We start from the raw sequence: 12,943 nt of genomic DNA, 5'->3' as shown, positions 1-12,943 counted from the left end.
CACCGAGCTGGGAGAGGTTTCCCCAGGTGCGCGAGGTTGTTACCGTCTCCGCCGACGTACCTGGGGAGGTTGTCGGTGGACGGGTCGGTGGCGTACCTGGTGGCGGGGGCGGGCTGCCTGGTCGGGGTGGCCGGGGTGGTGATCGCCGTGCTGGCCCGGCGTCGTTCCCGCCCGCGCCCGTCCGGCGCCAGGGGCCCCGGTGATCCCCTTCGGGACCGGGACGCGGACGCGCTCCGTGGCGACCCGCGCCGGCTCAAGCCCGGCGACGTCGTGGAGGTGCGCGGCGTGACGTACGCGGTGCGCGGCTCGATCCGCCTGGTGGAGGGCGCGTGGAGCTGGGCGGAGCACCTGCTCGACGACGCGGGCGGGGTCCGCCGCTGGCTCTCCGTGGAGGAGGACCCGGAGCTGGAGCTGGTGCTCTGGGAGGCGGAGCCGGGCGCGACCGTCACCCCGGGTGCCCCGACCATCGACTTCGCCGGCCGCCGGTACAGCTGGGACGAGTCGGGCCAGGCCCGCTACACCGCGGTCGGCACCACCGGGCTCGACCCGAGCGGCACCATGCGCTACCACGACTACCAGGCGCCGGGCGGCGGGCGGCTGTCGTTCGAGGCGTACGGCGAGGCCGGTTGGGAGGTGGCCCGGGGCGAGAAGCTGCACCGGGCCGAGGTGATGATCTACCCCCAGGCCGAGGTGGACTGAGTGCTCGTCACGCTCCACGCCCCGTACGTCGACACCAGCGCCGCCGACCTCACCCTCGCCCTCGACGACGTCGAGCGCCCCGCGCTGCACGTGCTCGACCTCGACCTGCCTGACGGCGTCCACGTACGGCTGCGCCTGCTCGGCGCCTCGCACCAGGTGGTGCTGCGGGCGCCCGGCGCCGCGTTGACGGAGACGGTGGCCTGCCTGCCCGGCCGCCGCCCCGACCTGCCCGACACCCTGCACGACGAGCGCGCCGGCTACCGGTTCACCGCCACCGTGCTGCGCCCGGAGGGCAGCGGCCTGCGGGACCGGGTGGCCGCGCTCCGCGCCGACCTGGCCGACGACCCGTACGCGCTGGTCGGGGTCTTCCCCGGCGACGTCGACGCGGTCACCGCGCTGTCGGTGCGCCCCGACCCGCCGGACGGCGCCCTCGGCTGGCGCACCTGGCACGCGTACCCCCAGACCAACGAACTCGTCCTGACCGAAACGGTGGTGGCACTGCGATGACGTACCGACGCTGGTTCGTGGTGGGGGTGGCGTTCGCCGTCATCGGCGCGCTGGTCGCCGCCTTCGCCGTCCTCTACGGCAACTTCTCCCCGCGCGGCTTGGTGGAGGACCGGTACGACCGGGCCGCCGCCCGGGACATCGGCGGCGAGGCGATGGCCTACACGTCGTCCAGCCGGCCGAGCCAGGTGGCCAAGGAGATCACCGACGCCTGGAAGCCGGCCGACCAGTACGTCGACGGCAGCGGCGTCTACCTGCGCTACGACGACGACTCGGTGGTGATCCTGCCGGTCGCCGCCGGCTCGCTGATCCTCCTGGAGCAGCTGAGCACCGCGTACCCGCGCTACCACTCCACGGTCGGCAACCACTGGGGTTGGGGCCGGGGGAACACCGTCCGGGGCGGCGGTCCCGGCAGCGGCAAGTAGATCCGACCCCTCGAAGTCCGAACGATCCCTGGAGCACCCCTGTGCAGACCCTCGTCACCGACCTGCTGGTCACCCTCGCGTACGGGGTGGTCGGCGTCGTCCTCATGGGCATCGGCTACGTCCTGGTCGACGTGGCCACCCCGGGCAAGCTCAACGAGCTGATCTGGAACGAGCGCAACCGCAACGCCGCGCTGCTGCTCGCCTCGAACCTGGCCGGTGTCGGCGTCATCGTGGTCGCCGCGATCGTCGCCAGCGAGGACGACTTCGTCCTCGGGCTGGTCGGCGCGGCGTCGTACGGGATCCTCGGCCTGGTCATCATGGCCGCCGCGTTCCTGGTGCTCGACCTCGCCACCCCCGGCCGGCTCGGCGAGATCCTGGTCGACCCGGAGCCGCACCCGGCGGTCTGGGTGTCCGCCGTCGTCCACCTCGCCACCGGCGCGATCATCGCCGCCGCGATCAGCTGATGGCCGGCGGTAAGGCGCCCGGAAAGGCGGCGCCGAAGAAGAGCGGCCGGGCCGCGCTGGTCTGGGGGATCGTGGCCGCGGTGCTGGTCGGCTCCTGCGTCGTCGGCGTGGCCGCCGGTGGCGACGACGACAGCAACGTCGTGCCGCCGCCCACCGCCACCGAGCGGACCGACACCGTGCCGATCCTGCGCCAGGCCTTCGAGAGCCAGGGCATCTGCTACGGCTGGCGGCTCCAGGAGGGGTACGGCGACGACGTGGTGAGCGCCGGGTCCAACCTCGGCGACGGAATCCCGGTCGAGGACCACCCGCAGTGCCCGCGCTGGGTGCAGGTGGTCGCGGCCGTCACGTACACGTCCGAGAGCAGCGAACTCGAGGACTACACGTCCGTCACGGTCCAGGGCTCGTCCGACTTCACGCCCAGCGACCTGATCCTGATGAAGACCGCCCTGTCCCGCTTCGACCTGACCGACGACGCCTTCGTCGACGACCCCGGTTGGGCGGTCACCCGCGCCGCCGTCACCCTGCCGCTGCTCGTCGCCGAGCGCGGCGCGGCGAGCCCGGAGCCGGTCGACACCGCCGCCGCTGCCGCCGATCCCGCCCCGCTGAAGGACGCCGGCAGCGACCTGTGGCGGGACCGGTGGGGCTGGCTCATCGGCGCCGCCGGGCTACTGCTGATCACCGTCCTGCTGGTCACCGTCGGTCTGGTGCTGCGCCGCCGGCAGCGCCGCGAGGTCGACGCACCGGCGGTTCGGGGCCCGCGCAGCGGGGACAGGACCTCCCCGCGTACGCCGGAGACAGCGTGACGGTCGACGCGCCGGCGCGGTGGCGCCTCGCCCGCGCCGCCGTGCTGGCCGCGGTGTTCGTCTGCGCGGCGTGCGGCCTGGTCTACGAGCTGGCCCTGGTCGCCCTCGGCAGCTACCTGATCGGCGACACGGTCGGTCAGGCGTCGATCGTGCTCGGCGTGATGGTGTTCGCCATGGGCGTCGGCGCGCTCGCCGCGAAGCCGTTGCAGTCGCGGGCCGCCGCCGCTTTCGCCGCGATCGAGCTTGCGCTGGCCCTGCTCGGCGGCCTGTCCGTGCTCGGCCTCTACGCGGCGTTCGCCTGGCTGGACCTGTACGGGCCGGCCCTGGTCGGCACCGCCTTCGTGCTCGGTCTCCTGATCGGCGCGGAGATCCCGCTGCTGATGGTGCTGCTGCAACGGATCCGGGAACAGGCCGCCGGCAGCGCGGTGGCCGACCTGTTCGCCGCGGACTACGTCGGCGCGCTGCTCGGCGGCCTGGCGTTCCCCTTCCTGCTGCTGCCGCTCTTCGGCCAGCTCAAGGGCGCGCTGGTGGTGGGCGCGGTGAACGCGGTCGCCGGCCTGGCACTGGTCTTCACCGTCTTCCGGCGGGAGCTGAGCGGCCGGGCGCGCGCCGCGCTCACCGCCGGCTCCGTGGTGGTCGCCCTCTGCCTCGGGTACGCGTGGCTGACCGCCCGCGACTTCGAGGTGACCGCCCGGCAGCAGCTCTACCGGGACCCGGTCGTGCACGCCGAGCGCAGCCGCTACCAGGAGATCGTGCTGACCCGGTCGGTCGCCGAGCCCGGCCGCAGCGGCACCGACCTGCGGCTGTTCCTCAACGGTGACCTCCAGTTCAGCTCGGTCGACGAGTACCGCTACCACGAGGCGCTGGTGCACCCGGTGCTCGCCGGCCCGCGCGGCGAGGTGCTGGTGCTCGGCGCCGGGGACGGGCTCGCCGTCCGGGAACTGCTGCGTTACCCGGACGTCCGGCGGATCACCGTGGTCGACCTGGACCCGGCGGTGGTGGCGCTGGCCCGCGCCGAGCCGCAACTGCGCCGACTCAACGGGGGAGCCCTCGACGACCCTCGCGTACGCGTGGTGCACGCCGACGCGTTCGGGTGGCTGCGGACCGCCACCGAGCGGTTCGACGTGGTGGTCGCCGACCTGCCCGACCCGGACGAGACGGCCACCGCCAAGCTCTACACCGTCGAGTTCTACGCGCTGGTCCGCAACGTGCTCGCCGGGGGCGGGCGGCTCGTGGTGCAGGCCGGCTCGCCGTACTTCGCGCCCCGGTCGTACTGGTCGATCGAGGCGTCGCTGCGGGAGGCCGGCTTCGCCGTCACGCCGTACCACGTGGACGTACCCTCCTTCGGCGACTGGGGATTCCTGCTCGCCGCGCCCGGCGCGACCCCGCCCACCCTGGCCCTGCCGGCCGGTGTGCCGTCGCTGCGCTTCCTCGACGCGGCCACGCTGGCGGCCGCCGCGGCCTTCCCGCCGGACCGGCGCCGCGTCGACGTGCCGGCCTCCACGCTGCTGCAACCCCGCGTGCTGGAGTACGCGCGCGCCGAGTGGCGCGGGTACTGACCCGTCGCGCCGCCCCGCCCCGTTGGTCCGTACTCGGTACGGTGTGGGCGCGATCTAGGGAAGGAGAATCGTGGTCGATCCTCACCAGCACCCCGCCCGGGTACGCCCGAGCGTCGTGACCATTTCCAGCTACCTGCTCATCTTCTACGCCGCCCTCTCCGTACTCAGCCTGATCATCGGTCTGAGCGTGCTGGGCACCTACCAGGACGTCTACCGGGACGCCTTCGCCGGCACCGAGGCCGAGGGCAGCGAGGGCGTCATCGCCTTCGCGCTCGTCGGCGGCAGCATCGTCAGCCTGCTCTTCGCGGTCGGGCTCGTCGTCCTCGCCCTGCTGAACAACCGGGGGAAGAACGTCTCCCGGATCATCACCTGGGTGGTCGGCGGCATCGCGCTCTGCTGCTCGGGGCTGGCGCTGGCCGGCACCGCCGCCGGCAACGCGATGGGCGGCCAGACCAGCGGCGACGTGCCGAGCCAGGAGGAGATCAACCGCCGCCTCGACCAGGCGCTGCCGTCCTGGTACGAGCCGGTGACCCTGCTGCTCACCGTCCTCAGCATCATCGCCCTGCTGGTGGCCCTCATCCTGCTGGCGCTGCCGAAGGCCAACGAGTTCTTCCGTAAGCAGGAGCCGGCGTGGGAGCCGCCGGTCCCGGGTGCCGCTTACCCCGCGTACCCGTCGAGCCCCGGCCAGCCGGGCTACCCGCAGACCCCGGGTTACCCCTCGGCGCCGGGTCAGCCGGGCGGCCCGGAGCAGGGCGGTGAGGCGCACCCCGGCTCCGACCGTCCCGGTCCGACCCCGCCGCCGTTGAGTTGAGCGCCGGATAGCGGCGACGACGACGGTCCCTCCGGATAGGTTGCTAGGACCTATGTCGACCCCTGGCCGACGCCTACCGGAGGGACCAGTCGTGTCGTACCCCGATCGGGCCCGTCGCCCCGTGGTGGTGACGGCCGCCGCCGTGCTGCTGGCGGTGATGGCGGCCGTCGCCGTCGCGTACGCCGTCACGAGCCTGGTCGTCCTGGTCGGCACGGTCGACGCGTTCCGGCCGGCGGCGCGGGAGACCTCGGCCAGCGCCGAAGAGATCGACACGATGGTGTTCCTGGTCAGCGTCTGGATCGTGCTCGGCGCACTGGTGAGCCTGGTCGCCGGTCTGCTGCTCGCCGGTCTCGCCGTCGGCGTCCGCGCCGGCCGGGCCGGCGCCCGCGTCGGGACGTGGGTGGTCGCCGGGCTGGGCGTGCTCGCCGGCTGCTGCGGGCTGGTGGGGCTGGCCGTCCAGCGGGCCACCCCGCTGGAGCTCAATGAGAACGAGCGGGGTGTGGGCGAGCTGCTCGGCCGGCTCGACGAGGCGTACCCGGGCTGGTGGATCCCGCTCGGCGCAGGGCTTTCCGTCGGGCAGGTGCTCGGCTACCTTGTGGTGGCCGTGCTGCTGGCGCTCCCGGCGGCGTCCGCCTGGTTCCGCCGGCCGGCACCGGTGCCGTACGCCCCGGCGTACCCGCCCCCGTACCCCCCGAGGTGAGGACCGCCCGTGACGCTCGACCAGCCGACCACCGAGCGACGGGCCCTCATCACCGGCGCGACCGCAGGCATCGGCGCCGCCTTCGCTCGGCGTCTCGCCGTCGACGGCTGGCACCTGGTGCTGGTCGCCCGGGACGCGGCCCGGCTGGCGGAGTCCGCCACCGAGCTGACCGGCCGGCACGGCCACGAGGTCGAGACGATCTCCGCGGACCTGTCCACCGACGACGGTTGCGCGGCGGTGGAGCGGCGGATCGCCGACGGGTCGCCGATCGAGCTGCTGGTGAACAACGCGGGCATCAGTCTCAACACGCCGTTCCTGCGCTCGTCGGCCGAGGCGGAGGCCCGCCTGCTCCAGCTCAACGTGCATGCCGTCATGCGGCTGACCCTCGCCGCCCTGCGTCTGATGACCGAGCGGCGGCACGGGGCAGTGATAAATGTCTCTTCGGTCGCCGGGTTCGGGGCGGTCATGCCCGGATCGACGTATTCGGCCAGCAAGGCGTGGGTCACCAACTTCAGCGAGTCGGTCGGGCTGTCCGCCCGCCCGTTCGGCGTACGCGTGATGGCGCTCTGCCCCGGCTACACCCGCACCGAGTTCCACGGCCGGGCCGGCATCGACATGTCGAAGACGCCGGAGTGGATGTGGCTGCGCGCCGAGGACGTCGTCGACGAAGGCCTACGTGACCTGCGGAAAGGCAAGCTGGTCAGCGTGCCGGCGTGGAAGTACAAAGTGGCCGTGGCCGGGCTGCGGCACGCGCCCCGGCGGCTGCTGGAGGCCGTCTCCCGGGACACCCGCGGCCGGATCGGCCGCGACGGGCGCTGACCGGCGGATGGCACGGCCGGGCGGCCGGTCCGGTGGGCAGTCGCTCAGAGTAGCCGGACATCGCCAACCGTCTCATCGCCCGCAGGGTTGACCCCGGCGGACCCCACACGCGGCCCACAGCGTGGAGCAGTACCCTCTATCGCCATGGGGGACCACGACGACCTGCGTAAATTCATTACCGACCTGGCTGTGGTCCATGGACGGGTGGTGCTGTCCTCGGGCCGCGAAGCGGATTGGTACGTGGATCTGCGACGGGTCACGCTGCATCACGAGGCGGCCCCGTTGGTGGGCCGGGTGATGCGGGAGCTGACCGCCGACTGGGCGTACGACGCGGTGGGTGGGTTGACGCTCGGCGCCGACCCGATCGCCATGTCGATGCTGCACGCCGCAGCCGGCACCGACCGCCCGCTGGACGCCTTCGTCGTCCGGAAGGCGGGCAAGGCGCACGGCCTCCAGCGCCGGATCGAGGGGCCCGACGTGACCGGGCGCCGGGTGCTGGCGGTGGAGGACACGTCCACCACCGGTCAGAGCGTGTTGACCGCCGTCGAGGCCCTTCGCGAGGCCGGGGCCGAAGTGGCGGGCGTGGCGGTTATTGTTGATCGAGGCGCCGGCGACGCGGTGCGAGCCGCCGGACTGCCGTACCGGGCGGCCTATACGTTGGCTGACCTCGGCCTTGTGGCGTAAAAGTCTACCGATTCGGATCTGCTGATATGCAGGCGGATCGATGCTCCTGGTGGAAGGATGGAATACGTGGGAACTGCGTTGGCTGAAATGACCATGCCTCAGATCTCGCCGCTTGCCGGCGAGCCGATCGAACGTGCCGATGCCGAGCGGCTGGCGGGGGTCCTCAAGGCCCTCGCCGACCCCGCCCGGCTGCGGCTGCTCAGCCTGATCCAGTCGGCACCGGAGGGTGAGGCGTGCGTGTGCGACCTGACCGCGCCCCTCGGCCTCTCGCAGCCGACGGTCAGCCACCACCTGCGTATCCTCACCGAGGCCGGCTTGCTGGAGCGGGAGAAGCGCGGGGTCTGGGCGTACTACCGGCTGGTGCCGAGCGCGATCGCGACCATCGCCGATCTGCTGACGCCGCCGCGCAAGCGTGCCACCAAGAAGGCGCGCTGACCCGTACCGCTCGTCCGGTGCCCTCCCCGACGGGGATGGCACCGGACGGCCGGCCGGGGCTGCCCGGCGGCCGGTGCCGTCGCGATGAGCGCCGCCCGGTCAGCATCTGCTAAGCCAGCGCCTGCTCAGCCGGCGCCTGCTCGATCAGTGCTTGCCGTAGTGCTCCCGGGTCTCCCGGATCGCCTCCTCGGCGGCGGCCCGCTCCGCGGCGGTCGTGCCGCGCTTCGCCGCCATGGCCGCCCGCAGCAGCTCGACCGCGATCGGCACCACCGAGATCGCCACGATCGCGATCAGGATCAGCTCGATGTTCGCCTTGACGAACGGGATCTGGCCGAGGAAGTAGCCGAGCACGGTCACGCCGGTGCCCCAGAGGACGCCGCCGATCACGTTGTAGACGACGAACGTGCGGTAATTCATCCGGCTGACCCCGGCCACGATCGGCGTGAACGTCCGCACGATGGGCACGAAGCGGGCCAGCACGATCGAGCGCGCACCGTACTTCTCGAAGAAGTCGTGCGCCTTCAACAGGTTCTCCTGTTTGAACAGCTTCGAGTTCGGCCGGCGGAACAGCGCCGGACCCACCTTGCGGCCGAACGCGTACCCCACCTGGTCGCCGGCGATGGCCGACAGCGTGATGAGCAGGCAGACCAGCCAGAGCGGCCAGGTGATGTACTGCCCGTCGGCGGTGAGCAGGCCCGCCGTGAACAGCAGCGAGTCACCGGGCAGGAAGAACCCGATCAGCAGGCCCGACTCGGCGAAGACGATCACCAGGATGCCGAGCAGGCCGAACGTCGAGATCAGCACCTCGGGATCGAGCCAGTCCGGCCCCAGGGCCAGGGTGGTGGTGGGCGTCGACACGAGGTGACCTCCGAGGTCGGTCGGCAGGCGGCTGGTCGTCGCCCGGCGGCGACGGACGTCCGTAGTCTAGGGGGCTGCCGGATTCGGCCGGTGGGCGACGTCACACAGGCTCGGTGACGGCACTCCGGACGACTACAGGCGCGGGTCGACCGGCTCGGACTCGCAGGCGAGGATCGCGAACACCAGCTCGTGGCGACGCCACAGCGGCGCCCCGGTGACCAGCGCGTCCAGCGCGGCCAGCCCGAGGCCGTGCTCCCGCAGCGCGAGGCCACGCTTGCGGCCCAGCGCCCGGCGACGCAGCAGGGCCAGCTGGTCCGGCTCGGTGTAGCCCGGACCGTAGATGATCCGCAGGTACTCCCGGCCCCGGCACTTGACGCCCGGCTGGAGCAGCGACCCCCGCGCCGACCGCGCCGCGAGCCCGGCGTACGGCTTGACGACCATGCCCTCGCCGCCGGCCGCGGTGAGCGTGAGCCACCAGTCGGTGGCCTCCGCCTCGGCCGCCGGGTCGGACAGGTCGACCACCCGACGGCGGGTCGGGGTGACGAACTCCGGGTCGGCGGCGTGGAGCCGGTCGGCCAGGTCGAGGTGCCAGCCGTGGTCCCGATCGGCGTAGCTCGACTTCCCCCCGGCCAGCACCGCGAACGGTGCCAGGGTCACGCCGCGCAGGCCGTCGGTCGGCCCCACGTACGCCCGGTAGGCCGCCGAGTACGCGGTCACGTCGTCCCGGCGGCGGGCCAACCGGTCCCGCAACTCGCCCAGGTCGATCCCCCGGGCCGCGGCGGCGTCGAGCGCGCCCAGAGCCGCCGGCAGGGCGGCCCGACCGGCGGCGCCGACACTCGCGTACTGCTCGCGGATCAGCCCTCCCGCCTTCGCCGACCAGGGCAGCAGCTCGCAGTCGAGCAGCAGCCAGTCGGTGTCCAGCTCCTCCCAGAGCCCGGCGGCGCCGACCGCCGCCCGGACCCGGGCGAGCAGCTCGTCGTCCAGCGGCGCCCCGAAGAACGGCCGGCCGGTCCGCGTGTACACCGCGCCACCACGGAACGGCCCGAGCGCCGGCTCCCGGTCGACCAGCACCACGGCCCGCGAGCCCATGTGCTTCTCCTCGCAGACCACCCGGTCCACGCCCGCCGCCCGGTAGTCGGCGAACGCCTCGGCCGGGTGCTCCAGGAAGCCGTCGATCGTCGACGTCGAGCAGGGCGCCATCGTGGGCGGCAGCCACACCAGCCGGTGCGGGTCCACGGCGAAGCGGCTCATCACCTCCAGCGCCGCGGCGGCGTTCTCGGCCGGCACGGTCAGCGACCCGTACGCGTGCTCGACGTGCCGCCGGCCGGTCACGTCGGTCAGTTCCAGCACCTCGTCGGGGCGGGCCGGCGCGGCGGTCAGCGGGCGGGCCGGGGCGTACCACTCCCGCTCCGCCGGCACCGAGACCAGCTCCCGCTCCGGGTAGCGCAGCGCCGTGAGCCGACCGCCGAACACGCAGCCGGTGTCGATGCAGATCGTGTTGTTGACCCACTCCGGCTCCGGGGTGGGCGTGTGCCCGTACACGACCGTCGCCGAGCCCCGGTACTCCCGCGCCCACGGGTAGCGCACCGGCAGCCCGTACTCGTCGGTCTCGCCGGTGGTCTCCCCGAACAGCGCGAACGCGCGGACCCGGCCGGACGCGCGGCCCTGGTACTCCTCCTTCAGGCCGGCGTGCGCGACCACCAGCCGGCCGCCGTCCAGCACGTAGTGGCTGACCAGGCCGTCGACGAACGCCGCCACCTCGGCCGCGAACACCTCCGGCTCGGCGGCGAGCTGGGCCATGGTCTCCGCCAGGCCGTGCGTGAGCCGTACGTCCCGGCCGCGCAGCTTGCGCAGCAGCTTCTGCTCGTGGTTGCCGGGCACGCAGAGCGCGTGCCCGGCCGCGACCATGCCCATCACCAGGCGGAGCACGCCGGGGGAGTCCGGGCCGCGGTCCACCAGGTCACCGACGAAGACGGCGGTACGCCCCGACGGGTGCGTCGCGTCCACCGGCCGGCCGGCGTCGTCACGCACCAGCTCCCAGCCGAGCCGGACCAGCAGCGCCTCGAGCTCGGCGCGGCAGCCGTGCACGTCGCCGACGATGTCGAACGGGCCGGTCAGCTCCCGCCGGTCGTTGAAGAGCTTCTCGTACCGGATCTGCGCGGCCTCGATCTCCTCGACCCCGCGCAGCACGTGCACCTTCCGGAAGCCCTCGCGGGCGAGCTGCCCGTACGTGCGGCGCAGGTCCCGCTGCATGCGGGCGAGCACCGGCCGACCGAAGGTGCGGTCGGCGCGGGACTGCGTACGCTCCCACGCCAGCGCCTCGGGCACCTCCAGCACGATCGCCACCGGCAGCACGTCGTGCTCCCGGGCCACCCGGACCAGGGCCGCCCGCGCGTGCGGCTGGAGGTTCGTCGCGTCGACCACGGTGAGCCGGCCGGCCCGCAGCCGCGTGCCGGCGACGTAGTGCAGCACGTCGAACGCGTCGGCGGACGCCGACTGGTCGTTCTCGTCGTCGGCGACCATCCCGCGGAAGGCGTCCGACGAGAGCACCTGCGTCGGTGCGAAGTGCCGCCGGGCGAAGGTGGACTTGCCCGAACCGGAGATCCCGACCAGCGCGACCAGGGCCAGCTCGGGGATGTCGAGGACGGTCATCGGTCGGCCTCCGTCCGGGTGAACACGGCGAGCTGGGTCGGTGCGCCCACCTCGGGGTCGTCGTCACCGACACCCCGCAGGACGACGGTGTAGCCGTACGTGGAACCGACGCGGGCGGCCCAGTCGGCGAACTCGGCACGGGTCCACTCGAACCGGTGGTCGGCGTGCCGGAAGCGGCCCGCCGGCAGGCCCTCGTAGCGCACGTTGTGCTCCACGTTCGGGGTGGTCACCACGACCGTGTGCGGGCGGGCGTGGCCGAACACCGTGTCCTCCAGCGCGGGCAGCCGGGGCGGGTCGACGTGCTCGATCACCTCCATCAGCACCGCCGCGTCGTACCCGCGCAGCCGGTCGTCCCGGTACGTCAGCGCGGACTGCCAGAGCCGGATCCGGTCGCGCTGCCGCTCCGGCAGCCGCTCCAGCCGCAGCCGCCGCGCGGCGAGGGCCAGGGCCTGGGTGGAGACGTCGGTGCCGACGATCTCGGTGAACCGCCGGTCGCCCACCAGCGCCGCGAGCAGCGTCCCGCCACCGCAGCCCAGGTCCAGCACGCGGCTCGCGCCGGCCTCGGCCAGCGCCGCGAGGACGGCCTCCCGCCGGCGTACGGCGAGCGACGGCCGGGCCGACGTCACCTCTCCGGCGGCCTCGTCCACGGTGTCGCTGTCGGCGGCGGCCGGCTCGTCGGCGAGCCGCTCCTCGGCGAGGCGGGCCAGCGCCAGCCCGGCCAGCGCCCGCCGGTGCGCCAGGTATCGACGGGTGATCATGTCCCGCTCGGGGTGGTCGGCCAGCCAGCCCGCGCCGGCCCGGAGCAGCTTGTCCACCTCGTCCGGGGCCACCCAGTAGTGCTTCGCGTCGTCCAGGACGGGCAGCAGCACGTACAGGTGGTTGAGGGCGTCGGCGACCCGCAGCGTGCCGGTCAGCGTCAGGTCCACGTACCGGCTGTCGCCCCACTCGGGGTGCGTCTCGTCGAGGGGGATCGGGGTGGCGGTGACGGCCCAGCCGAGCGGGCCGAACATCCGTGCCGCGACGTCCGCGCCGCCCCGGCAGCGCAGCACCGGCACGCGGACCTCCAGGGGGATGGGCGTACGCGCCAGCTCCGGCCGGTCCCGCGACTCCCCCCGCAGTGCCGACCGGTACACCCGGGACAGGGCCGAGGAGAGCAGGCTGGACGCCGCGTACGGCCGGTCGTTGACGTACCGCCCCAGGGTGAAGCTGTCCGGGGTCGGTGCGCCCTGCCGGCCCTTGCCCCGCGGGCCGGCCAGGCGCAGCGGGTCGACGTCGAGCAGCAGGGCGGCGGTGCAGCGGTCCTCGCCGGCCTCCGGATAGAACACGTGCGCGGTGCCGACGGGTACGTCGAAGGAGTGCGCGCGGTCCGGGTGCTTCACCAGCAGGTGACCGAGGTCGGTCGCCGGCCGGTGGGTGGTGGAGAGGGTGAGCAGCACGCCGCCCATGGTGTCAGCCCGGTCGATCTTGTGTCGTCCCGTTTTGGCCGGCGGTGGACATGACGGTGCCCCGCCAACCGGACAGGTCGGCGGG

The 12,943-nt window shown here is 73.6% G+C and carries 14 protein-coding genes; 11 read left to right on the top strand and 3 right to left on the bottom strand.

Annotated features, from left to right (window positions below; all coding sequences use genetic code 11):
• The first annotated feature begins 75 nt into the window (after window positions 1–75).
• The 11 genes from ACTMS0_RS04115 (at window position 76) to ACTMS0_RS04065 (ending at window position 7,903) form a co-directional block, all read left to right on the top strand.
• Entirely contained in the window at window positions 76–699 is a 624-nt protein-coding gene (locus tag ACTMS0_RS04115) for a DUF4178 domain-containing protein (RefSeq protein ID WP_441153710.1), read from the top strand.
• Complete coding sequence (locus ACTMS0_RS04110; RefSeq protein WP_441153709.1) at window positions 700–1,206, top strand: DUF2617 family protein; 507 nt, start codon at window positions 700–702, stop codon at window positions 1,204–1,206.
• A complete protein-coding gene (locus tag ACTMS0_RS04105; RefSeq protein WP_441153708.1) occupies window positions 1,203–1,628 on the top strand; it encodes a DUF4247 domain-containing protein in 426 nt (141 codons plus the stop codon). Before ACTMS0_RS04110 ends, ACTMS0_RS04105 begins: the two co-directional genes overlap by 4 nt.
• A gap of 41 nt (window positions 1,629–1,669) precedes the next feature.
• Complete coding sequence (locus ACTMS0_RS04100; protein WP_441153707.1) at window positions 1,670–2,092, top strand: DUF350 domain-containing protein; 423 nt, start codon at window positions 1,670–1,672, stop codon at window positions 2,090–2,092.
• Entirely contained in the window at window positions 2,092–2,895 is an 804-nt protein-coding gene (locus tag ACTMS0_RS04095; protein ID WP_441153706.1) for a hypothetical protein, read from the top strand. Before ACTMS0_RS04100 ends, ACTMS0_RS04095 begins: the two co-directional genes overlap by 1 nt.
• Window positions 2,892–4,454: a polyamine aminopropyltransferase gene (locus ACTMS0_RS04090; RefSeq protein WP_441153705.1), complete on the top strand. Its 1,563-nt coding sequence runs from the start codon at window positions 2,892–2,894 to the stop codon at window positions 4,452–4,454. Before ACTMS0_RS04095 ends, ACTMS0_RS04090 begins: the two co-directional genes overlap by 4 nt.
• Window positions 4,455–4,524: 70 nt before the next feature.
• Entirely contained in the window at window positions 4,525–5,265 is a 741-nt protein-coding gene (locus tag ACTMS0_RS04085; RefSeq protein ID WP_441153704.1) for a hypothetical protein, read from the top strand.
• Between the two features lie 91 nt (window positions 5,266–5,356).
• The gene (locus ACTMS0_RS04080) at window positions 5,357–5,965 is read left to right on the top strand and encodes a hypothetical protein (protein WP_441153703.1); all 609 of its coding nucleotides are present in this window, start codon (window positions 5,357–5,359) and stop codon (window positions 5,963–5,965) included.
• A 9-nt stretch (window positions 5,966–5,974) separates the two neighbouring features.
• Window positions 5,975–6,784 (top strand): SDR family NAD(P)-dependent oxidoreductase, encoded by an 810-nt coding sequence (locus tag ACTMS0_RS04075; RefSeq protein ID WP_441153702.1) that lies wholly within the window; start codon window positions 5,975–5,977, stop codon window positions 6,782–6,784.
• A 144-nt stretch (window positions 6,785–6,928) separates the two neighbouring features.
• Complete coding sequence (pyrE, locus tag ACTMS0_RS04070; RefSeq protein WP_167999149.1) at window positions 6,929–7,468, top strand: orotate phosphoribosyltransferase; 540 nt, start codon at window positions 6,929–6,931, stop codon at window positions 7,466–7,468.
• 57 nt (window positions 7,469–7,525) lie between these two features.
• Window positions 7,526–7,903, top strand: coding sequence for an ArsR/SmtB family transcription factor (locus tag ACTMS0_RS04065; RefSeq protein WP_007454255.1), 378 nt, complete (start codon window positions 7,526–7,528; stop codon window positions 7,901–7,903).
• Window positions 7,904–8,047: 144 nt separating this feature from the next.
• On the opposite strand, the gene ACTMS0_RS04060 is transcribed toward ACTMS0_RS04065, so the two are convergent.
• From ACTMS0_RS04060 to ACTMS0_RS04050, 3 genes are all read right to left on the bottom strand, one after another.
• Window positions 8,048–8,761, bottom strand: coding sequence for a DedA family protein (locus tag ACTMS0_RS04060; protein ID WP_441153701.1), 714 nt, complete (start codon window positions 8,759–8,761; stop codon window positions 8,048–8,050).
• Window positions 8,762–8,893: 132 nt separating this feature from the next.
• Window positions 8,894–11,413 carry a polynucleotide kinase-phosphatase gene (locus ACTMS0_RS04055; protein WP_441153700.1) on the bottom strand — a complete coding sequence of 840 codons (2,520 nt, stop codon included), beginning with the start codon at window positions 11,411–11,413 and terminating at the stop codon, window positions 8,894–8,896.
• On the bottom strand, window positions 11,410–12,849 hold the full coding sequence (locus ACTMS0_RS04050; RefSeq protein WP_441153699.1) for a 3' terminal RNA ribose 2'-O-methyltransferase Hen1: 1,440 nt from the start codon (window positions 12,847–12,849) through the stop codon (window positions 11,410–11,412). Before ACTMS0_RS04050 ends, ACTMS0_RS04055 begins: the two co-directional genes overlap by 4 nt.
• Window positions 12,850–12,943 lie beyond the last annotated feature (94 nt).

The sequence above is a fragment of the Micromonospora sp. H33 genome, assembly GCF_052068455.1.
Taxonomy (GTDB): domain Bacteria; phylum Actinomycetota; class Actinomycetes; order Mycobacteriales; family Micromonosporaceae; genus Micromonospora.
Note: the sequence above shows the minus strand (reverse complement) of the source record. Positions and strands in the feature narration are given on the sequence as shown.

Excerpts from the sequence above, each read along its gene's own strand:
- ACTMS0_RS04105 (WP_441153708.1), top strand. The coding sequence starts at position 1,203 with ATGACGTACCGACGCTGGTTCGTGGTGGGGGTGGCGTTCGCCGTCATC.
- ACTMS0_RS04095 (WP_441153706.1), top strand. The coding sequence starts at position 2,092 with ATGGCCGGCGGTAAGGCGCCCGGAAAGGCGGCGCCGAAGAAGAGCGGC.
- pyrE (WP_167999149.1), top strand. The coding sequence starts at position 6,929 with ATGGGGGACCACGACGACCTGCGTAAATTCATTACCGACCTGGCTGTG.
- ACTMS0_RS04065 (WP_007454255.1), top strand. The coding sequence starts at position 7,526 with ATGGAATACGTGGGAACTGCGTTGGCTGAAATGACCATGCCTCAGATC.
- ACTMS0_RS04055 (WP_441153700.1), bottom strand. The coding sequence starts at position 11,413 with ATGACCGTCCTCGACATCCCCGAGCTGGCCCTGGTCGCGCTGGTCGGG.